Here is a 25756-nt window from a genome sequence, read left to right on the forward strand (position 1 = left end):
TCCTCTTGTAAAAATTCTAGAATCGAACTAGATGCTCTCTCAAACACTCCAAGATTTTTATTTCGTAACCACTCTGTTTAAGCGGACGCAAAGATAGAAACTTAATTTAATCTGACAAATATTATTTTTAATATTTATTCCTTTTTTTCCTTAAGATTTTTAAATCTAACCCCACATTATTTTAATGAACAACCGTCCTAAAAACGGACTGCAAATATACTAGCTTTATTTTATTCTAAACAAGAAAAAAGTAAAGTATTTTTCAACCTTACCCTAAAGCTATTTTTACAATCTGTTAATGAACTTTCAAACGTTTTTACTACTGCGTTTCCCCGTTTGCGGGTGCAAATATACAACCTCTTTTTAATATAACAACACCTTTTCTTAATCTTTTTTTAAAACAATCAACAATCACTTGCTAAACAACACTTTACATGACAAAGTTTTTTTACAACTTAATAAATACAGTATGAGAACACCATACAATATCACAAATTGCTAAATAACTAATTATATATTGATATTAAAAACATCCTAATACATAAAAACTATTCGTCATATTAATATATTATAAAATACATACATATATATTGTACAAGATTTGCTTTTACAATATCTTTGCGCTTCTAAATTTCCACTTGTAGGGAAATAAGTTTAATATACATATCTATATAATGATTAAAATTACATTACCAGACGGCAGCGTCAGAGAATTTGAAATGAATAGCACTCCTATGGATGTAGCTAGAAGTATTAGTGAAGGTTTAGCTAGAAATGTTATTTCTGCTAGTTTTAACAACCAGACTGTAGAAACGACCACCCCTTTAACTAAAGATGGTGAGTTAACCTTATTTACATTTGATGCTCCCGAGGGTAAAAAAGCATTTTGGCATTCTTCTGCCCATGTTTTGGCTCAAGCAATTTTAGATTTCTACCCTAATGCTAAATTAACTATTGGACCTGCTATTGACAACGGGTTTTATTATGATGTTGATTTTGGTGAAGAAGCTATTTCTGAAAAAGACTTTTCTAAAATTGAAAAGAAATTTTTAGAACGCGCAAGAGAAAAAGCTGAATTTAAAATACGCTCTATTTCTAAAGCAGATGCTTTAGCTTATTATAAAGAAAGAAACAACGAATATAAAGTTGAGTTAATAGAAGGATTACAAGATGGAGATATCACATTTTGTGATCATAGTGATTTTACAGATTTATGCCGTGGTGGACATATACCACATACAGGCATTATCAAAGCTATAAAAATCATGAACGTCGCTGGGGCGTATTGGCGTGGTGACGAAAAAAACAATCAGTTAACTCGTGTATATGGTATATCTTTTCCTAAACAAAAACAACTAACTGAATATTTAGAATTATTAGAAGAGGCTAAGAAAAGAGATCATAGAAAATTAGGTAAAGAGTTAGAGTTGTTTACTTTTTCTCAAAAAGTTGGTCAAGGTTTACCTTTATGGCTACCTAAAGGTGCTGCATTAAGAGGCAGACTGGAAGACTTTTTAAAAGCTGCACAAAAAAAGGCTGGCTATGAAATGGTAATGACTCCACATATTGGTCAGAAAGAATTATATGTGACATCTGGACACTATGCTAAATATGGTGAAGATAGTTTTCAACCTATAACAACTCCAAAAGATGATGAAGAGTTTTTATTAAAACCTATGAACTGTCCTCATCATTGTGAAGTTTACAATCACAAACCTTATTCATATAAAGATTTACCAAAAAGATTTGCTGAGTTTGGTACGGTATATAGATACGAACAAAGTGGTGAACTTCATGGGTTAACTCGTGTACGTGGATTTACTCAAGATGATGCTCATATTTTTTGTACTCCTGATCAACTAGATAGTGAATTTAAAAATGTAATCGATTTAGTATTATATGTATTTGGATCTTTAGGATTTAAAGATTTTACAGCTCAGGTATCTGTAAGGGATTTAGAAAATCCCGACAAATATATTGGTCAAGTTGAAAATTGGGAAAAAGCAGAGCAAGCAATTATAAATGCTGCTAAAGACAAAGGTTTAGATTATGTTATTGAAGCTGGAGAAGCTGCTTTTTACGGACCTAAATTAGACTTTATGGTAAAAGATGCCCTTGGAAGAAGCTGGCAATTAGGTACTATTCAAGTAGATTATAATTTACCAGAACGTTTCGATTTACACTACAAAGGCAGCGACAATGAATTACATCGTCCTGTTATGATTCATAGAGCTCCTTTTGGATCAATGGAACGATTTATAGCCGTACTTTTAGAGCATACTGGAGGTAATTTCCCACTTTGGTTAACGCCAGAGCAGGTTATTGTACTGCCAATCAGTGAGAAATATCAAAAATATAGCGAAAAAGTTTTAACTTTGTTAGAAAATTCCGAAATTCGCGCCCTAATAGATAACCGAAGCGAGAAAACAGGAAGAAAGATTAGAGACGCCGAAGTTAATAAGATTCCATTTATGGTCATTGTTGGAGAAAAAGAAGAACAAGATGGCACGGTATCTGTAAGAAAACACGGTGAAGGTGATTTAGGAACATTTAGTATCGAAGAATTTATTTCTTTAATTGAGAAAGAAATTAAAAAAACATTAGTTCCTTTTAACACAAATAATTAAATATTAACTAAAAATTTATAAGTCATAGCAATTAAAAGAAGAGGCGGAAGAAGACCCGCAAGAGTCATTAAAGAAGATCAACATAGAATTAATGAAAAAATTAAATATGTTGATGAAGTTCGTTTAGTAGGCGATAATGTTGAAGTAGGAGTATATCCTTTAGCTAAAGCAAAAGGTTTAGCTAGAGAATTAGAGTTAGATTTAGTAGAAATTTCTCCTAAAGCTCAACCTCCTGTTTGTAAAATTATTGACTACAAGAAATTTTTATACGAACAAAAGAAACGAGATAAGGCCTTAAAAGCTAAAGCTACCAAGGTTACTATTAAAGAAATTCGTTTTGGACCTCAAACAGATGACCATGACTATGAGTTTAAGAAAAAGCATGCTGTTAAGTTTTTAAAAGACGGCGCTAAATTAAAAGCATACGTTTTCTTTAAGGGTAGATCTATTGTATTCAAAGAGCAAGGACAAATTTTATTATTACGTTTAGCTCAAGAATTAGAAGAATATGGTAAGGTAGAACAAATGCCTAAATTAGAAGGTAAACGTATGACTATGTTTATTGCACCTAAAAAAGTAAAATAACACAGTTTACACTGATTACAATAATATAAGCAAGATAAAAACGATAAGCTAAGATGCCTAAAATGAAAACAAAATCTAGTGCTAAGAAACGTTTCAAGTTAACTGGTACTGGAAAGATTAAAAGAAAACACGCGTTTAAAAGTCATATCTTAACAAAGAAGTCTAAAAAACGTAAGTTAGCATTAACACACTCTACGTTAGTACACAAGTCTGACGAGGGTAACATTAAGCAACAATTATTATTAAAATAATAACTGTTAGCTCGGGAATTAATTATTAACCGTGGAGTTAGGCCTAAAAAAAGCACTTTTAAGCAAGTCGCCTACTACAAAAAAATTAAAATTATGCCAAGATCAGTAAATTCAGTGGCTTCAAGAAATAGAAGAAAAAAAATCTTGAAGCAAGCAAAAGGTTACTTTGGACGTAGAAAAAACGTTTACACAGTAGCAAAAAATGCGGTTGAAAAAGGAATGCTTTATGCATACCGTGACCGTAAAAACAATAAGAGAAACTTCCGTTCATTATGGATTCAGCGTATTAACGCTGGTGCACGTCAGTACGGAATGTCTTATTCACAGTTTATGGGTAAAGTAAAAGCTAATAACATCGAGTTAAACCGTAAGGTTTTAGCTGATTTAGCAATGAACAATCCAGAAGCTTTTAAGGCAATTGTAGATACAGTAAAATAAGTTTAATAACCTTGCTTATACTAAAAACCCAAACTTTACGTTTGGGTTTTTTTAATACTAATTAAAATCTGTTATAAAAACAATGAGATATATCAACTTACTAATTACACTATTATTAACTACAACAATTTTTTCGCAAACCAACTCTAAAAAGTATTTAGATTCTTTACCTAATACTATAGAAAACCAATTTGTAAAAACTTATAAAAAATCTGGTAGTTATCAAGTTTACAAAGTAATTAAAAAAACAAGTTTTTTAAAATTACAAGAAAACATAATAGATAGTGTTAAGGCTTTAAAGAAAGATATTGAAGAGAAGCAAAATGTTATTAATACACACGAAAAAACAATTACTGAGCTTAATAATAAAATTGAAGGTTTAAACAATAACTTAAACACAGCCATTGGTAAGGAGGATAAGATTGCTTTTATAGGAATTCAACTTACAAAAACTTCATACAACACTATTGTATGGGGAATTATTTTGGGCTTACTAGTTGGTTTGTTCTTTTTTATTTTTCAATTTAAAAATAGTTTAAGTGCTACAAAAAAAGCTAAAAAAGACTTATCCGAAGTTGAAGAAGAATTTGAGCTACATAGAAAAAAAGCTATTGAGCGTGAACAAAAATTAAGAAGACAACTTCAAGATGAAATAAATAAACAACGTGGTATTTAAAAAAAGAGCAACTTTTCTAAAAGTTGCTCTTTTTTTTGGTATGTAATTTGATGAATAGTAAAAAACAAAAAAACTATGAACAAAAAACTACTACTTACTTTAGGACTACTAATTACATTAACTGGTCATGCTCAAAAAAAACATCAATTTTTTGCAAAAAGTGCGATTAGCTTTTACTCTCCTGCTCCAACATCTAACTTAATATTAGGCAATGAAGTTTCTTATTATTTTAATTCATTTGGAAATATTAGCCCATGTGGCAATAACACTTCAATAGGTAGTTGCTTATTCTCTAACTTAATTTTATTATTTAGTGCACCCGAAATCTCTGTAGGTTTTGATACAGTGATAACAAGTTTTGATAGCCCAATTTTTCAGCCAAAAATAAGTTTTTACTTACGTCCCTTTTACTATACAAAAATAGGAGTTTCTTTGGGTACTAAACATCCTAGTTTTAATTTTGGTTTTACCATACCTATAAAAAATATAATGATTGAATTCTTATATAAAAATGTTAAAGACTATCAAAGGGACTTGAATAGTATTGAGTATTTTGATGTGAATAGATATCAAGTTGGGGTTATGATACCTCTTAATTAATACTACCTTCTATATATTTCTTTAAATTATCTGTAAAAAATTCCCAGCCTCCTTTACAACTTTCCACAGTAAACTCTGGTAAATTGAAATGTAAAAATTTTTCTATACCATAAGCCGTAACTCTAAAATTTGTGAGGTTAATTTTTTCAGACTTAAGAGAAAAAACAACTAAAAAAGGCTCTTTAACAAAACCAGGATATGTCCATTCTACATGAATGGACACATTTTTTTCTACTGAAATCACTTCCCATAAATGATAAAACTTACGATCATCATTAGAAACTATAAACCATGTTTTGAAACCTATTTCTGCTTTAAAATCAGGAATATTATTAAAAAACCATAAATTCATTTCACTTACATCTGTTATGGCTTTCCAAATTCTTTCAGGAGATGCTGTTATGTTTTTAGAAACAATTATTGGATTTACTTTATGAGAGTCCATCTATTAAACCTTTATTATTAATACTCATATTTTCTGAAGCAGGAACGGCTGGTAAACCTGGCATTCTCATCATTTTACCAAGTATTGGGATTATAAATTGAGCTCCAGCCGCTATTTCAATTTCTCTAACTGTTACTGTAAAACCTTCAGGTCTTCCTATTAATTTATCGTTATCAGAAAAAGATTTTTGTGTTTTGGCCATGCAAACCGCAAAATTATTAAAACCTAAAGCTTCTATTCTTTTTAGATTAAGTTTAGCTTTGTTATCAAAATCAACTGCTCTTGCTCCATAAATTTCTTTAGCAATCTTTTCAATTTTTTCAACAACAGGCATTTCCCAATTATACAAAGGTTTAAATTTTTTGGCTTTATTTTCAACAACATCAACTACCGCATCGGCTAATCGCTTCATTCCATCACCACCTTTTTCCCATCCTTTAGCTAAAACTGCTTGAACTCCTAACTCAGCACATTTATTAATAACTAATTCAATTTCTACCTCCGTATCCGAAGTGAAAGCATTAATAGCTACAACCGGCTCGATGTTAAACTTTCTAATATTTTCTATATGTTTTGCTAAATTCTTAAAACCATCATCAACTTTATTAATATCTGGCGTATTGTAGTCTTCTTTTATTGCTCCTCCATGGTGACGAAGCGCCCTAATAGTTGCTACTAACACCACGCATTTAGGGTTTAAATTTGCGTATTGAGATTTAATATTTAAAAATTTCTCGGCTCCTAAATCGGCACCAAAACCTGCTTCTGTAACTACATAATTAGATAGCGACAAGCCCATTTTTGTAGCAATAATAGTATTTGTTCCTTGTGCTATATTTGCAAAAGGACCACCATGAATAATTGCAGGGTTTTCTTCTAAAGTTTGAACTAAGTTGGGTTTAATGGCATCTTTTAATAAAATTGCCATAGCATCTTGTGCTTTTAAATCTCTAGCAAAAACAGGCTTTTTATCAAAAGTAAATCCTATAAAAATATTCCCTAATCTTTCTTTTAAATCATCAAATGAAGTTGCCATACATAAAATAGCCATTACCTCGGAAGCAGGTGTAATATTAAAACCATCTTCTCTGGGTATTCCATTTGCAGTTCCACCCAAACCTATAGTGATATTTCTTAAAGACCTATCATTCATATCAATAACTCGTTTCCATAAAATGGTACGAGGATCAATGTTTAGATTATTTACCTTACTCTGTAAATTATTATCTATTAATGCTGAAAGTAAATTATTAGCCTTTTCTACTGCATTAAAATCACCTGTAAAATGTAAATTAATATCTTCCATAGGAACTACTTGAGAATATCCTCCTCCAGCTGCACCTCCTTTAATACCAAAAACTGGTCCTAAAGATGGTTCTCTTAACACTACTGTTGTTTGCTTTCCTATTTTATTTAAGCCTTCTGTTAGTCCAATGGAGGTAGTTGTTTTTCCTTCTCCAGCAGGAGTTGGTGTTAATGCTGTAACTAAAACTAAATTATTATTAGCAATAGTTTCTTCATTAATAAGCTCTAATGGTAATTTAGCTTTGTATTTACCATACATTTCTAAATCATCTTCTTTAACATTCAGCTTTTTAGCAATTTCTTTAATATGCTTTAGTTGTTTAGATTGCGCTATAGCAATATCTGACATTGGTTTCATATAGGTCTGGTTGTTTGTTGTAAAATTCTACTATTAAAATTACGATATATAGTTTGATTTGTTAACAATTTTACTGCAAATTGTTTAGAAGTAGATAAATATGAGCAAAGAATTGGCTTTGTTTTATTGAAATACTATATTTGCCCGTTATAAAAAATAAAGTCGATTTAAATTAATTACAATGCAAAACAAAGGATTAATTAAATTATTTGCTGTTCTTTTTGGAATAGTAAGTATTTATCAATTATCGTTTACCTTTTTTGCCAATAAGGTAGAAAAGAGTGCGAAAGAGTATGCTAAAGCCAATGTTACAGATAACAATGGTAGAGCATTAGCTAAGTATGAAAGAAAATACTTAGATAGTGTAGCTAACAAAGAAGTAGTAAACTTAGGTTTTACACAATACTCTTACAATGACATCAAGGACAAAGAAATGAACCTTGGTTTAGATTTAAAAGGAGGTATTAATGCCATTTTACAAGTATCTGTTAAAGATATTTTAATTGGTTTATCTAATGACTCTAAAAATACTGTTTTCAGACAAGCTTTAGCAAATGCTGATGAGGCTCAAAAAAACAGTCAAGACAATTACTTAGATTTATTTTACAATGAATTTGAAAATTTAAGTAAAGGAAGCGTTAAATTAAGTGATCCAAGTATTTTTGGAACTAAAAAATTACGTGATAAAATAGACTTCAACAAAACTAATGAGCAGGTTAAATCGACTTTACAAGAAGAAATAAACACTTCTATCAACACTGCTTTTGAAGTATTACGTAGCCGTATTGATAAATTTGGAGTTGTTCAACCAAGTATTCAACGTATTGGTAATTCTGGAAGAATTCAAGTAGAATTACCAGGTGCTAAAGATATTGATCGTGTTGAAAAATTATTACAAAGTACTGCCGAATTACAATTTTGGGAAGTATTTACAAATGCTGATATCCAAAACTTTTTCTTTGCTGCTAACGCAAAAGCTGCTGAGTTATTAAAAGATGATAGTGCTACTGAAGCTGCACAAGACACTACTAAAACTGACAATAGTATTGATGATTTATTAGGTGAAACAGCAGATTCTACAAAAGTAAATAACGAACAAAAAAGTTTATTCACTTACTTTTTCCCGAATGTAGCTCAATCGCAACAGCAAATTAGTCCTGTATTAGGAAACGCTCGTGTTCAAGATACAGCAATGGTAAATAACTTATTATCTAATAAAGAAATAAGAAATTTATTACCAGACAATATTCGTTACGCTAAATTTTTATGGGATTATAAAGCATATCCAAGTACTGATGGTACTGCTGAAGTTATTAGTTTGTATGCAGTAAAATCTAACAGAAACGATGAAGCAACAATTGAGGGGGATGTAATTGCTGATGCTAAACAAGAGTATGATCAATTAAGTAAGCCTGTAGTTTCTATGTCTATGAATGGAGTTGGTACTAAGCAATGGGCTAAAATGACTAGCGAGAATGTTGGTAAATTTGTTGCTGTTGTATTAGATGATTATGTATACACTGCTCCAACCGTTAATGGCCCAATTCCTGGAGGTCAAACACAAATTTCGGGCGGTCAAATGACTGTTGCTGAAGCACAAGATATCGCTACTGTTTTAAAAGCTGGTAAATTACCTGCACCTGCTCGTATTATTCAATCAGAAGTTGTTGGACCATCTTTAGGGCAAGAATCAATCAACGCAAGTATTTGGTCTTTTGGTTTAGCAATTTTACTAGTTTTAGGATGGATGATCCTTTACTATGGTAGAGCTGGTTTATTTGCTAACATTGCCTTAGTTGTAAACATCTTATTTATTTTTGGAATATTAGCATCTTTCAACTCGGTATTAACGTTACCAGGTATTGCAGGTATCATTTTAACTATTGGTATGTCTGTGGATGCTAACGTAATAATTTTTGAAAGAATTAAAGAAGCCTTAGATTCAGGAAAAGGTTTATTAGCAGCTGTTGAAGAAGGATTTAGTATTAAAGGTGCATTATCTGCAATTATAGATGCTAACATTACTACTTTATTAACAGGTATTATTCTTTATGTATTTGGTACAGGTCCTATTAAAGGGTTTGCTTTAACATTAATGGTAGGTATTGCCACCTCATTATTTACAGCTATTTTTATCACACGTTTATTAGTAGACGGTGCTGTTAGTAAAGGTGTTAGTTTACCATTTAATACTGGTTTATCTAAAAATTGGTTTAAAAACATTAATATTTCTTTCTTAAGCAAACGTAAATTAGCATATATCATTTCTGGTACTTTAATTGTTATCGGTTTAGGATCAATGGCTACTTTAGGCTTAAAGCAAGGGGTAGACTTTAAAGGTGGTCGTTCTTATGTCGTTCGTTTTGACAATGCAGTTAAAGCAAACGAAGTTGCCGATAATTTAAAAGAAGCTTTTGGAACTGCTCCTGAAGTTAAAACCTACGGTGCCGAAAATCAACTAAAAATAACTACAGTTTTCAAAATTGATGAAGACGGAAAGCAAGTTGATGAGCAAGTACAAACTGCCTTATTTAATGGTTTAAAACCATATTTAGGAGACACTACTTACGAGAGCTTTAAACCTGGTTTTGAAAAAGAAGGTAGCGGAATTATGAGCTATATGAAAGTAGAACCTACTATTGCCGATGATATTAAACAAGCTGCCTTATGGGCCGTATTAGGATCATTAATTGTAGTATTTTTATATATCTTATTACGTTTTAGAAAAATGTCATTCTCTATTGGTGCAGTAGCAGCAGTATTCCATGATGTTTTGGTAGTATTAGGTGTGTTCTCTATCTTATATAAAGTTATGCCATTTGATATGGAAATTGGTCAATCGTTTATTGCAGCAATTTTAACGGTAGTTGGTTACTCTTTAAATGATACCGTGGTTATTTTTGATAGAATTAGAGAATTTACTGAAGGAAAAAACAAAATAACTAGTAACCTAGTTAACAAAGCCTTAAACAGTACTTTAGGTAGAACAATTAACACGTCGTTAACTACTTTATTAGTATTATTAGCCATTTTCTTCTTTGGAGGAGATAGTATTAAAGGATTTATGTTTGCATTAATTGTTGGTGTAGTAGTAGGTACCTACTCATCATTATTTGTTGCAACTCCTGTAATGTTTGATACTACTAAAAAAGAAGAGAAAGAAGAGCTATAAAAAAACACTCTTAATAAACTTAACCGTTTTGTATTTACTGATTTTTTGGTAATACAAGGCGGTTTTTTCTTTTATTGATTATCTTTACACCCTTATGAAAATTACCAAAATTCACGATTTATACTTTAAAGAGTTAATTTCTGAAAAAGAACTACAAGAAATAGTTAAAACATTAGCCTTACAGGTAAAAAAAGACTTACCAGAAAATGAAGTGCCTTTGTTTATAGGAATCTTAAACGGATGCTTTATGTTTGCTTCAGATTTTATTAGACAATACAAAGGAGATTGTGAAATTTCTTTTGTAAAATTAGCTTCTTATAATGGTACTGAATCTTCAGAAGAAGTAAAAAAACTTATAGGTGTAAATGAAGATTTAACCGGTAAAACTGTAATTATTTTAGAAGATATTATAGATACTGGTACCACACTACAAGAAATTTATGAAATCTTTAGGCATAAAAATCTTAAAGAATTAAAAATAGTAAGTTTATTTTTTAAACCAGATGTATATCGAAAAGAATTACCAATTGAATATATTGGTAAAAGTATTGAAGACAAATTTATTGTTGGATATGGTTTGGATTATGATGGTTTAGGAAGAAACTTACCCGCAATTTATCAATTAACAACACAACCAAAAATGAAAAACATTGTTTTATTTGGCCCTCCTGGAGCAGGTAAAGGAACACAAGCAACCTTATTAAAAGAAAAATACAACTTAGTTCATATTTCTACTGGTGATGTATTTAGATACAACATTAAAAATGAAACTGAATTAGGAGTATTAGCTAAGAAATATATTGATGCTGGTGACTTAGTTCCAGATGAAGTAACCATTAACATGTTGAAAGAAGAGGTAAACAAAAACTCAGATGCAAATGGATTTATTTTTGATGGTTTTCCTCGAACTGAATCTCAAGCTCAGGCTTTAGATGCTTTTTTAGCTGAAAAAAATGAGCGTATTAACGGAATGGTAGCCCTAGAAGTACCAGAAGACTTGTTAGTTGAGCGTATTTTAGAAAGAGGTAAAACTAGCGGTAGAAGTGATGATACTGATGAAGAAAAAATTAGAAATCGCTTCAATGAATACAATACCAAAACAGCTATTTTAAAAGATTTTTACCAAGCGCAAGGTAATTTCTATGGCGTTGATGGTGTTGGTACAATAGATGAAATAACAGAACGTTTATCAAACGTATTTGATAAATTATAAGAGCATAAAAGCTCAACAATTCATACAACAAAAACTCCTGAATAAAACCAGGAAGTATATCTAAATACCAATGACAGAAGGAAATTTTGTAGACTACATTAAAATTTATGCTTCATCGGGTAAAGGCGGAAGAGGTTCTGCTCACTTACACCGAGAGAAGTTTGTTGCCAAAGGTGGACCCGATGGTGGTGATGGTGGACGCGGTGGTCACGTTATTATTAAAGGTGATAAAAATTTATGGACATTATTTCACTTAAAGTTTAAACGTCATTTTAAAGCTGAACATGGTGGAGATGGTGGCTCGAGTAGAAGTACTGGAAGCGATGGTGCCGATGTTGTAATTCCTGTACCATTAGGTACTATAATTCGAGATGCTGATACGGATAAAATTCTTTTTGAAGTAACAGACGATGAAGAAGAAATAGTATTACTAGAAGGTGGTAAAGGTGGTAAAGGAAACTGGCATTTTAAATCTTCAACAAATCAAACACCTAGATATGCCCAACCTGGTATAGATGGTCAAGAGGCTTGGTATAGAATTGAGCTTAAAATTTTGGCAGATGTAGGTTTAGTAGGTTTTCCTAATGCTGGTAAATCTACCTTGCTTTCAGTAATTACTGCGGCAAAACCAAAAATTGCTGACTATGCTTTTACTACATTAAAACCTAATTTAGGTATAGTAGAGTATCGAAACCACCAAAGTTTTGTGGTTGCTGATATTCCTGGAATTATTGAGGGAGCCTCTGAAGGAAAAGGCTTAGGACATTATTTTTTACGTCATATAGAGCGTAATTCGGCCTTATTATTTATGATTCCTGCTGATACTATGGATGTAAAAAAAGATTACGAAATTTTATTAAATGAATTGCGTAAACACAATCCAGAGTTATTAGATAAAAAAAGGTTACTAGCAATAACAAAATGTGATTTATTAGATGATGAATTACAAGAAGAAATGAAAAATGAAGTTCCAGAAGGTGTAGATGTTGTTTTTATATCATCTGTAGCTCATGTAGGATTAATGGAATTGAAAGATCAACTATGGAAAATGTTGAATTAATTAAATTCTAAAAAATTATAACGAAGCAATCTCTTATTGAGGTTGCTTTTTTTATTCTGATAGTAAAATACGTTTCGCTTTTACAAAAGCATCACTCCAATAGCTTTCATTCATAGAGGAAACAATAACACCTTTTTTAGTTGTAGAATGAATAAACTTAACAGAATTGTCATTAACACTAGTTACTAAACCAACATGATTGATAGATCCCTGAAGTCTGTCAATATTAAAAAAAAGTAAATCTCCAACAACCACCTCATGTATAGAAACCTTCTCTCCTTCAGTACTCATTGCTTTTGATGATCTTGGTAATTGAATAGCTATATTTTTAAAAGAAGTTTGGACTAAACCAGAACAGTCCATACCTTTTGATGTAGTCCCTCCAGCTTTGTAAGGAATACCTTCATACTGTAAAGCCTTAGAAATAACCTGATGTTGTTTTACAGGCAGTTCTCTATACTTGCTATTAATTTTAATAGTTATGTATAACAAACTACACACAATAACTCCTGTTAACCATAACCGTTTATTCATAACTATAAAACTCTTTTTGCCCTAACAAATGCTCTTTTCCAATAGTTTTCTAATAATGAAGTTACAATTACGCCTCTTGAACTGGTAGAATGAATAAACTGAATATCATTTCCTTTAACAGATGTTACCAAACCTACATGATTCACTTTTCCGTTTTTATACTTGGTTCTAAAAAAAAGTAAATCTCCTCTTCTAACCTCTCGAAGAGAAATAGGAACGCCTTGTGCATACATTTGTTGAGAAGTTCTAGGAATAAAAACATCTCTAGCTTTAAATGAAGTATGAATTAAACCCGAACAATCCATACCTGAAGTAGTAGTTCCTCCATATTTATACGGAACTCCTTTGTAAGTTACAGCTGTCCAAACTATTTTATCGGCAACAGTAACTTCTTTTTTTGTTTCTGAGTTATGAACATTACGCTTTACTACTTTACGTTTTTGAGAAGAAGTAACTTGTTTGGAAGAACCACAAGATACCAATAGCAATGTAATTAAAATGGGGAAAAGTACTTTTTGTATCATTATCTAAACTGATCATATATTAATTTTGCTGCTTTTTCAGAAGCTCCTTTACCTCCAAGCTTTTGTTCTAGCTCAAAGTAATCTAAAAATAATTGTTCACGTTTGGGACCATCAATTATGTTTTGCAATTCTTGTACCAAATTTTCTGTAGAAAAATCATTTTGTATTAACTCTTTAACTACTTCTTTGTTCATAATTAAATTCACTAAAGAAATATAATCTAACGTGATAATTCTTTTAGCTATTTGATAAGACAACCAGCTTCCTTTATAACAAACCACTTGAGGTACTTTAAATAAGGCCGTTTCTAAAGTTGCTGTCCCTGAAGCCACAATAGCCGCATAAGATATGTTTAGTAAATTATACGTTTGATTAGCTATAAATGTAACGTTGGATTGCTTTAAAAATTGCTGATAAAACTCATCTGTTTGACTTGGTGCCCCGGCAACCACAAATTGATAATCTTCAAACTTTTCAACCACTGAAAGCATTACAGATAACATTTTTGTTATTTCTTGCTTTCTACTACCTGGCAATAATGCTATAATTGGTTTTGCTCCTAAATTATATTGTTCTCTAAATTCTTCTACAGAAGTCTGCTTTCGATTAGCGATGGCGTCTATTAAAGGATGTCCAACAAAATTTACTTTATAATTGTATTGCTGATAAAAATCTTCTTCAAAAGGAAGAATTACCATCATTTTATCTATATCTCTTTTTATTGCCTTAACTCTACCTGCTCTACTTGCCCATACTTGAGGAGAAATATAATAATTAGTTTTAAAACCTTGTTGTTTTGCCCATTTAGCTATTCTGAGGTTAAAACCAGAATTATCTATAAAAATTATAGCATCTGGTTTAAAGGCAGCTATGTCGTCTTTACAAAATTTTATAAAACCAAAAATTTTCCTAAGATTCATGATAACTTCTGCAAACCCCATAAAAGCACGTTCCTTGTAATGACTTACAATAGTTCCACCTTCAGCTTGCATTAAATCTCCTCCCCAAAATCGAATATCTGCATTAATATCTTCTTTAAACAAAGCTTTCATTAAATTAGCTCCGTGCAAATCTCCAGATGCTTCTCCAGCAATTATATAATACTTCATTAATTAAAAAAACTTTAAATATGCTGTTAAGATAGCTGTAACAATAGTTGCTAGAATTACACCTCTTGCTCGGTAATCTTGCTTTTTTTTCATGTAAACAAAAAACACAAATAAATTAGGAATGGCTGCTAATGTAATAACAGAACCTAATACTCCAGACTCTCTAATCATGTTTAGTGTTTCATAAAAACCAAACCTAGAGAAGTATTGCAAATAGATAAAAAAGCCACATGATGTGGCAAAAATAGAAACTAAAAAACCTATTAAAATTTCTTTTTTTATAAATCCCATGTATTTAATTTTTGAATAGCATGATGAGCAGTCATATCAAACTGAACAGGTACTACTGAAATATACCCATTTTCTAACGCCCAAATATCAGTATCTAAACCTTTATCATTATTTACAAACTCTCCTGAAAGCCAATAATACTCTTTTCCAAACGGACTTTTACGTTTATCAAAGCTCTCTTTCCAAACACCATTTGCTTGTCTACAAATACGTACTCCTTTAATTTCTTCTTCTTTTAATTTGGGAATATTAACATTAAGTACTACTCCGTCAGGCAAACCGTTTAACAGGACATTTAAAGCTATCTTTTTTACATATTCTTTAGCTGCTCTAAAATCTGCATTCCATGCAAAATCTAATAAAGAAAAGCCTATGGCAGGAATTCCTTCCATACCAGCTTCTACAGCGGCACTCATTGTTCCTGAATAAATTACGTTGATAGATGAATTTGCTCCATGATTAATTCCAGAAACACATAAATCTGGTGTTCTATTTAAAATTTCATGCTTTGCCATTTTAACACAATCGGCTGGTGTACCTGAACAACTATATTCTATTTGAGGTCCATCATCAACAGTTGTTGGATTACAATGTAAAACGTTGTTAACTGTTATTGCATGACCCATTCCGCTTTGAGGACTATCTGGAGCCACAACAATAACATCACCAATAGTATTCATTATTTCAATTAACATTCTAATACCTGGTGCGGTAATTCCATCATCGTTAGTAACAAGTATTAATGGTCTTTCTGACATTATAAATAAGTTTAGTTAAACAAATATACATTAAAAACTACGGCTTGCTTTTTAACATTTTGTAAAGATAAAAACCATAAATAAAACTGTAAACTTGTAATAGATTAAAAGTAAGTGTTTTGATACAAATAATTACCACATTAATTTTAAAACTATTGTTTTTTGTTTTTTCAATATTTGGTGTCCATTAATACTAATAATTGAAAATAAACTACAATTCATCTACGTTAATTAAAAAACAAACGAGTAAGCATTAAAATTTGGCATTATTTTAGTAGCTTAGCATTTACCTACCCGTAAACTTTATAGTAATATAACGACTGAAGATATATGAAGACGAAACAATTTTTAACACTAATCAGCATCTTTTTTTTAGCAATTGTTACCTCAGCAAATACTAAAAACATATCTACTGCTGCTGTTAACAATGATAAAGACAAAGTAATTATTTACATTCTTAAAAATATTTTAACACATGGGCATTATGTGGAAAAAGATTTAAATGATGAGTTTTCTGAGCATGTTTACAATGAGTTTATTAATGGCTTAGACCCTAGTAAACGTTACTTTACACAAGAAGATTTAAAAGAATTCTCTAAATATAAATATCAAATAGACAATCAATTAAACGAATCTAACATTGATTTTTATCATTTAGTTTACAATCGTTTTTTAGAAAAGATAAAATTTGCCAAACTTACATACAGAAGTCTTTTATTAGAACCTTTTAACTATAAGAAAAAAGAAAACATTGACTTAGATTATGATAAAGTTCCTTTTGCAAAAAATGAAAGTGAGCTTATTGATTATTGGAGAAAACAATTGAAACTTCAAATTTTAAGCAATATTGAAGATGCTGAACTACAGCAAATTGAAAAAAAGAAAAAGGATAAAAAAGCAAAACAAAAATCATTTAAAGAATTAGAAGTTGAAGCTCGTGAAAAAGTACTTCAAAATATGAATGATTTATATGTTCGTATAGAAGAACTTGAAAATTCTGATTGGTATTCTACTTTTTTAAATAGCGTGGTATCAGCCTTTGACCCTCACACAACTTATATGTCACCTAGAATTAAATCTAGATTTGATCAAGATATGTCAGGAAAACTAGAAGGAATTGGTGCTCGACTTCAAAAAGACGGAATTTACACCAAAATAGTTGAGCTAATTTCTGGCGGTCCTGCTTGGAAACAAGGTGATTTAGAAGAAGGTGATATAATTTTAAAAGTTGCCCAAGGAGATGAAGAACCTTTAGATATTGTAGGTATGCGTTTAGATGATGCGATTAAATTTATTAAAGGAAAAAAAGGAACAGAAGTTCGATTAACTGTAAAGAAAAAATTAGACGGATCAATTATGGTTATTCCAATTATTAGAGATGTAGTGGAATTGGAAGAAACTTTTGTAAAATCTAGTGTTGTTGTTAAAGACGGTAAAAAATATGGTATCATCAATTTACCTAAGTTTTACATTGATTTTGACGATAAAAATAGCCGAACAGCTTCTACTGATATGGAACAAGAAATTGAACGATTAAAAAATGAAGGTGTAGAGGGATTAATTGTTGATTTACGTGGTAACGGAGGAGGATCTTTAAAAACAGCTATAGAAATTGGTGGTTTGTTTATTGATAAAGGACCAATTGTACAAGTAAAATACAGAAACGAACCTGCTAGAGTTAAAAATGATACTGATCCTAAAGTACAGTGGGATGGTCCATTAGTAGTTATGGTTAATGAAATGTCTGCATCTGCTTCTGAAATCTTTGCCGCGGCAATGCAAGATTATGGTCGTGGAGTAATTGTAGGAGGAAAACAAACTTATGGTAAAGGTACCGTTCAAAATGTATTACCTTTAAACTATTACCTTAAAAAATATCCAGATGATTTAGGCGCTTTAAAAATGACCATTCAAAAATTTTACAGAATTAATGGTGGTTCAACACAAATTGAAGGTGTTTACTCAGATATTGCCATGCCAGACAGATATAGTTACATGGAATTTGGTGAACGTGATTTAAAGGGTGCTTTACCTTGGGATAAGGTGCCTCAAGCTAAATATAGTAGAACAAATTCATACACAAACTTTAACGAAGTAGTTTACAATAGCAAGCAACGAATTAATAACAACCCTAAGTTTTTATCAATTAATGAATACGCTAAATGGTTAAAGAAAAACCAAGATGACAACTTATATTCATTAAACTATTCTGATTATAAACTTCAAAATAAACAACGTAAAGAAGAAGGTCAGCAATTTAAAGATATTTTTAAATTTGAATCCGATTTAACTTTTGCCGCACCACAATATGAGCAACCTATACTGGCACAAGACAGCTCTTTAAAAGATAAAAGAACAATGTGGCATAAAAATCTTAAAAAAGATATATATGTTTACGAAGCCTTAAATGTATTAAGCGAATTAAAAATGAATACAAATTCATTAGCCTTAAAACAATAAACAAAAAAGCGACCAAATGGTCGCTTTTTTAATTTATAGTTAAGTTTATAACTATACCTTCGTTGGATCTAACATTAAAAACACGTTCGTCTTCAAATATTAAATATTGTCCTTTAATACCAACAAGTTTACCTGTATAAGTCTGCTCTTTTACAATATTTAAACTTTTTGGTTTTGCTGGATATTTTTCTACCGGAAAATTTATGTTAGTTTCACTATTATTAGCTATATAATACTCTTTTGCTTCCTCTGGAATAAAAGCTTGCAAACGTTCACGCCACTCCACTAAATTTTCATCTTTTATATCATTCTTTAGCATAGTTCTCCAGTTAGTCTTATCCGCTACGTGTTCTTTTAAAGCAACCTCTGTAATACCTGCTAAATAACGGTTAGGTACCTCAACTATTTCAATTGCTTCATGAGCTCCTTGATCTATCCATCTAGTAGGAACTTGTGTTTTTCTGGTTACTCCAACCTTAACATCACTAGAGTTTGCTAAATATACAATATGAGGTTGCAATTGTACCTTTTTTTCATAAGTTAAATCTCTATCTTCTATATCTAAATGAGCTTTACTTAATTCAGGTTTCATAATCCAATCACCTGCTGTTGGAATTTCAAAAAAACAAGATTTACAAAATCCTTGTCTGTAAATTTCTTTTTCTAAATGGCAATTCAAACACTCGTAAGTAACAAAATCTAGTGTTAATTGTTTATTTAGCAACTGATTTACATTAATAAAATCAGATTTCATATCTAAATAATACTGAACTTTCTCTGTAATTTCAGTATCCATTTTTTTTAAAACTCCGGTATATTGCATCTCGTAAATTTTACTATTTTAGCTAAAACAAACTTACAAATTAGCAGGTTAAAATATGCGATTTCAATTTATAAATTCTATCATTTCTTGGTTTTTAAAGAAAAGAAAACATCAAATAGAATTATTTTTAAAATATCCTATTTATGTACAAGATGAATTATTACTAAAGCTTGTACACACTGCTAAAAACACAGAATTTGGTAAAACGTATAATTTTAATACTATTGAAAGTTATACAGACTTTGCTAACCAGGTTCCTATTCAAAAATACGAAAGTATAGAACCCTTAATAGAACGATGTAGAACAGGCGAACAAAACTTATTTTGGCCAACTAAAATTAAATGGTTTGCTAAAAGTAGCGGAACAACAAATGCTAAAAGTAAATACATTCCTGTTAGTGATGAAGCACTAGAAGGTTGTCATTTTAAAGCGGGAAAAGACATGCTTTGCTTGTATATTAATAATAATGAAGATGCTAAACTTTTTACTGGTAAAGGTCTTCGTTTAGGAGGAAGCTCTGCTGTTTATGAAGATAACGACACTTATTTTGGAGACTTATCTGCAATTATTATAGAAAACATGCCTTTTTGGGCCGATTATAGCTCAGCTCCTAAGCAAGAAGTTGCCTTAATGGGAGAATGGGAAACTAAAATGGAAGCTATTATTGATGAAACAATTCATGAGAATATAACTAGTTTAGCCGGCGTACCTTCTTGGATGCTTGTTTTATTAAATAGAGTTTTAGAAAAAACGGGGAAAAGTAACATCTTAGAAGTTTGGCCAAATTTAGAGGTATACTTTCATGGAGGTGTAAACTTTAATCCCTACAAAGAACAATACAAAAAATTAATCCCTAAAGAAGATTTTAGATATTACGAAACGTATAATGCTTCTGAAGGTTTTTTTGCAATCCAAGATAAAAATAATTCGGATGAATTGTTACTTATGCTTGACTATGGAATTTTTTATGAGTTTATTCCTATGGATCGTTATGATGGTGAAAACTCCAAAGCCATTCCATTGTCTAAAGTTAAAAAAGATGTTAACTATGCTGTGGTTATTACTACTAATGGTGGTTTATGGCGTTATTTAATTGGTGATACGGTTAAATTTACCTCTATAAAACCTTACAGAGTAAAAATTACTGGACGTACCAAACATCATATAAATGTTTTTGGAGAAGAACTTATTATTGAAAATGCTGAAGAAGCTTTAAAGGCTGCATGTAAAAAAACAAATGCCGCTATTAAAGACTATACAGTAGCTCCTATTTTTATGAACGGTAAAAGTAAAGGTGCTCACGAATGGGTTATTGAGTTTAAGAAAGCTCCAGACAACCTTCATTTTTTCACTGAAATGCTAGATAACTCTTTAAAAAATTGCAATTCAGACTATGAAGCCAAACGCTATAATAATATGACTTTAGCTATGCCAACCGTTCATGCTGCCAAAGAAGGTTTATTTTACACTTGGTTAAAAACGAAAGGTAAATTAGGAGGACAACACAAGGTTCCTAGGCTTTCTAATAAAAGAGATTTTATTGAAGAGCTTTTACAACTTTAAATTGAATTCCCCATTAAAGGTTTTACTTTATAGGGCTCTAACACAATTGCTACTTTTGCTTTATTTTTCTTTCTTGGCTGCTTTTTATTAACCCTTATACTAGTTTTTTGAATAGATGATTGCTTTTTCTTTTTTATAATTTGAATAGCAGATAATGATGCTAATTGAGGTTGAACTTCACACTTAACGTCTTCATCTCGCTCTCCAATTAGTTCATATAATTCATCATCTTCTTCTTTTTCACAAGTATCTTTTCTTTGTTGACTGTAAATAGCTGTTTGTAAAAAAACTAAACAAAATAGCAGGAGTAGTACCCTCATAAGTATATAAGTTTTTATAGTTCAAAATTTTGTGAGGGGTAAATATGTTAATTGGCAATTATGTTTACCGGTAATTTATACTCTGTGGCAACTGGTATTCCTTTTTTAATTGCTGGAGCTAGTTTAGGTAAACTTTCTATTGCTTTTTCAATTGCGTGGTCAAATCTAATATTTTTTTCTTCAAAATAAACCGGGTAAATCACCTTTTTTAAACTAACACTTCCTTTTGAGTTAATTGTTAAAACAACCATTACTGTTTCTTGTAACTCATCTTCTAAAACCAATGATAAATCTTTTAACCCAAGAGTCATTTTATCTTGCATTGTTTGTCGGAAACAAACCGTTCTATCATCATCTATTAACGATTCACAATTTAAAAAAGCAGGAGACAAATCAACGGACGTAAAATCTATAATTGTATCTAATACAATGGTATTGTTTGTTTTATCTGCCTCTAAAAAACTACAGGAAGATAATATCACAACAAGTATGAAAAAGACACTTTTTTTAGTCACTTAGATGAATTTTAAAGTGAAAATTACAAAATTTAACCTATTCTATAGGTTTTCCTTCCAAAAAAAGTATTTTTTTAATTTGAGAAAGTCTTTTATGAACTAAACTATCATTTTCTTTGTTCTTAAATTCAAATTTATTGATGTATTGCTGATAATATTTTTGAGCAATGCTTATATCTTTATAATAATTATCTGAAAACTTGGCAAGCTCTAATAATACAATATAGTTTGACGGATTTTCTCTTAACGCTTCTTTGTAGTACTTAATAACTTTTTGTGGTTTATTAGTTTTATAATACACCTTAGCCAATCCTAAATACTCCTCATCCCTACTTTCTTTTCCAATCATTGTTGCCATAAAATAGTTAAACATAGCTGCCTCAAAATCTTCTTGTTTTAGAGCTATATGTCCCAAATAGGTAAAAGATTTATAATCTGTTCTGTCTATAACACTTGCTGATTTAAAGTATTTTTTTGCTTTATTTAAACTGTCTAACTTTAAATAAGTTCTTCCCAACATTTTATTAGTAAAATGATCATTTGGTAAAATACTATCTAAATGATGTAACGTAGGAAGCAACTCAATGTATTTTTTATCTAAATACAGTTTATTTACTTTTAATTTATTTAAGTTAACATTATTTCTATTTATACGTAAACCTTTGTTTATAAATAGATTTGCAGAATCTAAATCTTTCAGTAAAAAAAAGTCTTTTGCTAATTTTTCTATACTTCGTATATCTGTATTGTTAATTTTATAAGCTTTTAAAAAACTATTGATTCTTAGGTTTCTTTTTTTCAATAGCTTATATACTAAACCTAATTGATAGTGGTAATTGTAATTACTTGAATCTTGTTTTATTAAATAAGCTAATTGTTGTTTTGCCTTATGTGCTTTTTTTGTTTGTAAATAAAGTTTAGATAAATCATACGCTACAAACAAGTTTAGTGTATCTTTTTTAAATACTTTTTCAAATAATTGTATAGATTTAATAAGTTTTTTCTCTTTTTTTAAAGCTTTTGCATAAGCAATACTTACGAAATAATCATCTTTAATCTGTAGGGCCTTCTCATAATTTACAGAAGCATTTTTAGCATCGTCTATCTTATCATATATAGAAGCTTTTTTTAACAATACCTCATAACTTATTGGTTTTGCCTCTAAAGCTTTTAGTGCTTTTTTATATTTTCCGTATGCCAATAAACTATCAATAACTTGAAAAGCCGAAGATTGTGCTTCGGCTTTGCATACATACATAGCAATAATTAATAATAAAACATTCTTTTTCATATAGTTTTAAAATATTAGTCTACTTTAAATGTAATAGGTAAAGTGTAAGTTACTTTTACTTTATTACCTTCAAATTCGCCTGGATTTAACTGAGGAACTTTTTTAATCATTTCTATAACTGCCTCTTTAATTTTTATATGAGGTGCTCTTGCATTAATATTTATTATTTGTCCGTTTTCATCAATCTTAAACTGTACATACACTCTTTTAATACCAGATGGTAAACCTAAATTATTAATCATACTTGTATCAAAGTTATCTTTAACGAATTGGGTCATGTTTTTATTAAATATATCTTTTCCTGCTTGAGCTCCAGGAAAAGAGGGTGATTTATCTAACTTAGAAAAAGGTACCTCATCATTATTACGCTCTGATTTAGACTTGTTTTTAAATTTTTTAAACCGCTCTTGCATATCAAGAAATACTATTTTTCTATTATTTTCAAAACCTTCAAAAATCCTTAAACTTATGTCTTGATCTTTTTCTTTCATTTTTAGCATAAGTTCATTGTATTCACTTAGTTCAACTTCTGATAAGTCTCTTAATGTCAATTCTTTAGTCTTAGGTGATTCAAACCCCAAATAACTATCCATGTAAGAGGTTTTAGTCTCTGAAATCCTTTTTTCCATTCCTTTAACATCACTATAAAGCACCGTACTTTGTTTTTCTTGTTCTATGTAATTCTCTTTAGTACAAGCGCTATAAAATAACATACTTGCTAAAACTGGTACCAACACTAAGTATTTTAGTTGTTTAATTTGTTTTGATTTTCTTTTTGTCATCATTTGAATTCTTTTTTTAATAAGTGAAGGTTTGTAAAATTGATTAATGAATGATATATGCGCTACTTGAAACACTTCTGATAATAAATTGCGAATGTAATCTTTGGTTGAAACTGACTTACTAACCATATCGTCCGTTATGTATTCATGAACTAATGAGATCCTTTTTTGAAAAACCCAAATCATAGGGTTAAACCACATAATAATTTTAAGAAATTCAAAAAACAATAAGTCTAGTGAGTGCTTTTGCTTACTATGAATTAATTCATGTTGTATAATTTCTTGTTTTCTATCAGGATGAATTTCTTCTCCTAAAAAAATAAAATTGAAAAATGAAAAAGCTTTTGAATTTTTAGGCAGCAAAACCAAAGTATAATCTCTTTCTTTAATAGTAATATGAGTACTAATTAGTTTAATGATTTTATATAACTTAACTAAAAACAGTATTGAGAAAAAAAGTAATCCACACCAAAAAAGTACTTCTAAATAATGTATTGATTGATACCAACTTTGCTCTTCTATCACTTTTTGCGGAAACAATACTACTTCTGGTAATAAAATAGTATACTCTTTTGAAACCGATTTTTGAATTGTTTCTATTTTTAATAACGGAAGTAAAAAGGACAGTAAAACAGTTACTAATAAGTAAACACGGTTTTTATTAAAAAAAGTTTCTTTACTTAAAAACAAATCATAAACTGCTAAAAATAAAATCTGAAAAAGAATTACCTGAATTATATATTGTAACATACCCTACTTTTTTTCTTTCTTATCAATTTCTTTTAAAATACTCTCTAATTCTGATATGTCTAAATCATTTTCTTTCATAAAAAACGACACCATACTTTTAAATGAACCTCCAAAATATCCATTCATTATTTTATGCATACGTTGGTTTGTGTAATTCTTTTTGGCAACTGTTGGAAAATAAACATAACCTCTACCCTTTGCTTGATGCCCTACAAATTCTTTTGTTTCTAAAATTCTGATAATTGTTGAAACTGTATTATACGCTGGCTTAGGATCTGGTAATTCTGCTATTACTTCTTTTACCGAGGCTACTTCTAATTGCCATAAAACTTGCATAATCTGTTCTTCTGCTTTTGTTAATTGCTTTCCCATTATAAATAAGTATTTAATTATCAACACAACAAATATAACTAAAAAATTAGTTTAAACTAATTTTTTAGTTAAAAATGTAACAAAATACTATTCCAATCGTCTAATTAGATAGTATTTAAAAAAGTTTATGGATATATTTTTAACAATTGTAGGGTTTATTTTTATCGGATTAGGAATTTTAGGTTCTTTTTTACCGGTATTGCCTGGTCCTATTACAAGTTGGATAGGCTTGTTATTATTACACTTAACAGAAGCAGTCCCAAAAAACAACACGTTTTTATACATTACTTTAGGTATCGCTGTATTTATTTTCTTTCTAGATTATATTATTCCAGCTATAGGAACCAAAAGATTTGGAGGCAGCAAATATGGTGCTTACGGAACAACCATTGGATTAATAATTGGGCTAATCTCGCCTATTCCGTTTGGGATTTTAATTGGTGCTTTTGTAGGTGCCTTAGTTGGCGAGCTTATATATGATAGTAAAGATACAAATAGGGCTATTAAAGCTTCATTTGGTGCATTTTTAGGATTTTTAGCTTCTACAACAATTAAATTTTTAGTTGCGGTAGTGTATGCTGTTTTTTTTATTGCAGATTTTTGGAAATATAAATCTTTCTTAATCGCTTAATTGACAGTATTAGGATACTTATTTAACTATCAATTAGTGTTAAAATTTAAACGCCTGATTTTAAAAAGAATAAAAGTCTATATTTAAAACTATCTTTTTTTGAAGTAACGGCGTAACCAAAAAAAAAGCAACCCGTAAGGGAAGCTTTCCATTGGTTAACAAAACCTGGCACTCTCGTGCCTAACAACACAACTAAATGCTGTCAATTAAAATTAGACAGCCTGCAAATATACACCGTTAAAATAAACTACCAAATGTTTTTTTTATTTTTTTTTATCCTACCCTTCTATTTTACATTGTTT

At 30.2% G+C, this 25756-nt stretch carries 25 protein-coding genes; 12 read left to right on the forward strand and 13 right to left on the reverse strand.

What is annotated here, in order from left to right:
* Nucleotides 1-674: 674 nt before the first annotated feature.
* The 6 genes from thrS to ACFQ1U_RS09260 all read left to right on the forward strand — a co-directional run bounded on the left by thrS (nucleotide 675) and on the right by ACFQ1U_RS09260 (nucleotide 5177).
* Nucleotides 675-2627 carry a threonine--tRNA ligase gene (gene thrS / locus ACFQ1U_RS09235; RefSeq protein WP_386107597.1) on the forward strand — a complete coding sequence of 651 codons (1953 nt, stop codon included), beginning with the start codon at nucleotides 675-677 and terminating at the stop codon, nucleotides 2625-2627.
* A gap of 66 nt (nucleotides 2628-2693) precedes the next feature.
* Nucleotides 2694-3212 (forward strand): translation initiation factor IF-3, encoded by a 519-nt coding sequence (gene infC, locus ACFQ1U_RS09240; RefSeq protein ID WP_386107860.1) that lies wholly within the window; start codon nucleotides 2694-2696, stop codon nucleotides 3210-3212.
* Between the two features lie 53 nt (nucleotides 3213-3265).
* The gene (gene rpmI, locus ACFQ1U_RS09245; RefSeq protein WP_386107599.1) at nucleotides 3266-3463 is read left to right on the forward strand and encodes a 50S ribosomal protein L35; all 198 of its coding nucleotides are present in this window, start codon (nucleotides 3266-3268) and stop codon (nucleotides 3461-3463) included.
* A 93-nt stretch (nucleotides 3464-3556) separates the two neighbouring features.
* Entirely contained in the window at nucleotides 3557-3901 is a 345-nt protein-coding gene (gene rplT, locus ACFQ1U_RS09250; protein WP_386107601.1) for a 50S ribosomal protein L20, read from the forward strand.
* 82 nt (nucleotides 3902-3983) lie between these two features.
* The gene (locus ACFQ1U_RS09255; protein ID WP_386107604.1) at nucleotides 3984-4577 is read left to right on the forward strand and encodes a hypothetical protein; all 594 of its coding nucleotides are present in this window, start codon (nucleotides 3984-3986) and stop codon (nucleotides 4575-4577) included.
* Between the two features lie 75 nt (nucleotides 4578-4652).
* Nucleotides 4653-5177, forward strand: coding sequence for a hypothetical protein (locus tag ACFQ1U_RS09260; protein ID WP_386107607.1), 525 nt, complete (start codon nucleotides 4653-4655; stop codon nucleotides 5175-5177).
* Here ACFQ1U_RS09260 and ACFQ1U_RS09265 read toward each other — a convergent pair.
* Nucleotides 5170-5622, reverse strand: a complete 453-nt coding sequence (locus ACFQ1U_RS09265; protein ID WP_386107609.1) for an SRPBCC family protein — start codon at nucleotides 5620-5622, stop codon at nucleotides 5170-5172. The two genes, ACFQ1U_RS09260 and ACFQ1U_RS09265, sit on opposite strands and share 8 nt — an antisense overlap.
* Nucleotides 5609-7276, reverse strand: a complete 1668-nt coding sequence (locus tag ACFQ1U_RS09270) for a formate--tetrahydrofolate ligase (RefSeq protein ID WP_386107862.1) — start codon at nucleotides 7274-7276, stop codon at nucleotides 5609-5611. The genes ACFQ1U_RS09265 and ACFQ1U_RS09270 overlap by 14 nt, the downstream gene beginning before the upstream one ends.
* 190 nt (nucleotides 7277-7466) lie before the next feature.
* Here ACFQ1U_RS09270 and secDF point away from each other — a divergent pair, with 190 nt between their 5' ends.
* The 3 genes from secDF (at nucleotide 7467) to obgE (ending at nucleotide 12730) form a co-directional block, all read left to right on the forward strand.
* A complete protein-coding gene (secDF, locus tag ACFQ1U_RS09275) occupies nucleotides 7467-10457 on the forward strand; it encodes a protein translocase subunit SecDF (RefSeq protein WP_386107611.1) in 2991 nt (996 codons plus the stop codon).
* A 94-nt stretch (nucleotides 10458-10551) separates the two neighbouring features.
* On the forward strand, nucleotides 10552-11670 hold the full coding sequence (locus ACFQ1U_RS09280; RefSeq protein ID WP_386107613.1) for an adenylate kinase: 1119 nt from the start codon (nucleotides 10552-10554) through the stop codon (nucleotides 11668-11670).
* Nucleotides 11671-11740: 70 nt separating this feature from the next.
* Complete coding sequence (gene obgE, locus ACFQ1U_RS09285) at nucleotides 11741-12730, forward strand: GTPase ObgE (RefSeq protein WP_386107615.1); 990 nt, start codon at nucleotides 11741-11743, stop codon at nucleotides 12728-12730.
* 51 nt (nucleotides 12731-12781) lie between these two features.
* Here obgE and ACFQ1U_RS09290 read toward each other — a convergent pair whose 3' ends face one another.
* Genes ACFQ1U_RS09290 through surE form a run of 5 tightly spaced genes read right to left on the reverse strand, consistent with a single transcriptional unit; the run spans nucleotide 12782 to nucleotide 15946 of the window.
* Complete coding sequence (locus ACFQ1U_RS09290) at nucleotides 12782-13264, reverse strand: C40 family peptidase (protein ID WP_386107617.1); 483 nt, start codon at nucleotides 13262-13264, stop codon at nucleotides 12782-12784.
* Nucleotides 13265-13266: 2 nt separating this feature from the next.
* Nucleotides 13267-13788, reverse strand: coding sequence for a C40 family peptidase (locus ACFQ1U_RS09295; protein WP_386107619.1), 522 nt, complete (start codon nucleotides 13786-13788; stop codon nucleotides 13267-13269).
* Nucleotides 13788-14897, reverse strand: coding sequence for a lipid-A-disaccharide synthase (gene lpxB, locus ACFQ1U_RS09300; protein WP_386107621.1), 1110 nt, complete (start codon nucleotides 14895-14897; stop codon nucleotides 13788-13790). The genes ACFQ1U_RS09295 and lpxB overlap by 1 nt, the downstream gene beginning before the upstream one ends.
* Before the next feature lie 3 nt (nucleotides 14898-14900).
* Complete coding sequence (locus tag ACFQ1U_RS09305; protein ID WP_386107623.1) at nucleotides 14901-15188, reverse strand: hypothetical protein; 288 nt, start codon at nucleotides 15186-15188, stop codon at nucleotides 14901-14903.
* Entirely contained in the window at nucleotides 15176-15946 is a 771-nt protein-coding gene (gene surE, locus ACFQ1U_RS09310; RefSeq protein ID WP_386107625.1) for a 5'/3'-nucleotidase SurE, read from the reverse strand. Before surE ends, ACFQ1U_RS09305 begins: the two co-directional genes overlap by 13 nt.
* A gap of 330 nt (nucleotides 15947-16276) precedes the next feature.
* Between surE and ACFQ1U_RS09315 the strand changes: the two genes are divergently transcribed.
* Nucleotides 16277-18406 (forward strand): carboxy terminal-processing peptidase, encoded by a 2130-nt coding sequence (locus ACFQ1U_RS09315; RefSeq protein WP_386107627.1) that lies wholly within the window; start codon nucleotides 16277-16279, stop codon nucleotides 18404-18406.
* Between the two features lie 28 nt (nucleotides 18407-18434).
* Here ACFQ1U_RS09315 and ACFQ1U_RS09320 read toward each other — a convergent pair whose 3' ends face one another.
* Nucleotides 18435-19229, reverse strand: coding sequence for a DUF2797 domain-containing protein (locus tag ACFQ1U_RS09320; protein ID WP_386107629.1), 795 nt, complete (start codon nucleotides 19227-19229; stop codon nucleotides 18435-18437).
* Nucleotides 19230-19284: 55 nt separating this feature from the next.
* Here ACFQ1U_RS09320 and ACFQ1U_RS09325 point away from each other — a divergent pair, with 55 nt between their 5' ends.
* Nucleotides 19285-20793 (forward strand): GH3 auxin-responsive promoter family protein, encoded by a 1509-nt coding sequence (locus ACFQ1U_RS09325; RefSeq protein ID WP_386107631.1) that lies wholly within the window; start codon nucleotides 19285-19287, stop codon nucleotides 20791-20793.
* On the opposite strand, the gene ACFQ1U_RS09330 is transcribed toward ACFQ1U_RS09325, so the two are convergent.
* The 5 genes from ACFQ1U_RS09330 to ACFQ1U_RS09350 are packed head-to-tail and all read right to left on the reverse strand — an operon-like array spanning nucleotide 20790 to nucleotide 24823.
* Nucleotides 20790-21113 (reverse strand): hypothetical protein, encoded by a 324-nt coding sequence (locus ACFQ1U_RS09330; protein ID WP_386107633.1) that lies wholly within the window; start codon nucleotides 21111-21113, stop codon nucleotides 20790-20792. The genes ACFQ1U_RS09325 and ACFQ1U_RS09330 overlap by 4 nt on opposite strands.
* A 47-nt stretch (nucleotides 21114-21160) precedes the next feature.
* Entirely contained in the window at nucleotides 21161-21628 is a 468-nt protein-coding gene (locus ACFQ1U_RS09335; protein ID WP_386107635.1) for a hypothetical protein, read from the reverse strand.
* A gap of 37 nt (nucleotides 21629-21665) precedes the next feature.
* Complete coding sequence (locus tag ACFQ1U_RS09340; RefSeq protein WP_386107637.1) at nucleotides 21666-22919, reverse strand: tetratricopeptide repeat protein; 1254 nt, start codon at nucleotides 22917-22919, stop codon at nucleotides 21666-21668.
* Between the two features lie 14 nt (nucleotides 22920-22933).
* Nucleotides 22934-24451 carry a M56 family metallopeptidase gene (locus ACFQ1U_RS09345; RefSeq protein WP_386107639.1) on the reverse strand — a complete coding sequence of 506 codons (1518 nt, stop codon included), beginning with the start codon at nucleotides 24449-24451 and terminating at the stop codon, nucleotides 22934-22936.
* A 3-nt stretch (nucleotides 24452-24454) separates the two neighbouring features.
* Nucleotides 24455-24823 carry a BlaI/MecI/CopY family transcriptional regulator gene (locus ACFQ1U_RS09350; RefSeq protein ID WP_386107641.1) on the reverse strand — a complete coding sequence of 123 codons (369 nt, stop codon included), beginning with the start codon at nucleotides 24821-24823 and terminating at the stop codon, nucleotides 24455-24457.
* A gap of 127 nt (nucleotides 24824-24950) precedes the next feature.
* On the opposite strand from ACFQ1U_RS09350, the gene ACFQ1U_RS09355 reads away from it, so the two are divergent.
* Entirely contained in the window at nucleotides 24951-25454 is a 504-nt protein-coding gene (locus tag ACFQ1U_RS09355) for a DUF456 domain-containing protein (RefSeq protein WP_386107643.1), read from the forward strand.
* Nucleotides 25455-25756 lie beyond the last annotated feature (302 nt).

The sequence above is a fragment of the Tenacibaculum geojense genome (assembly GCF_042676005.1).
GTDB lineage: Bacteria > Bacteroidota > Bacteroidia > Flavobacteriales > Flavobacteriaceae > Polaribacter > Polaribacter geojense.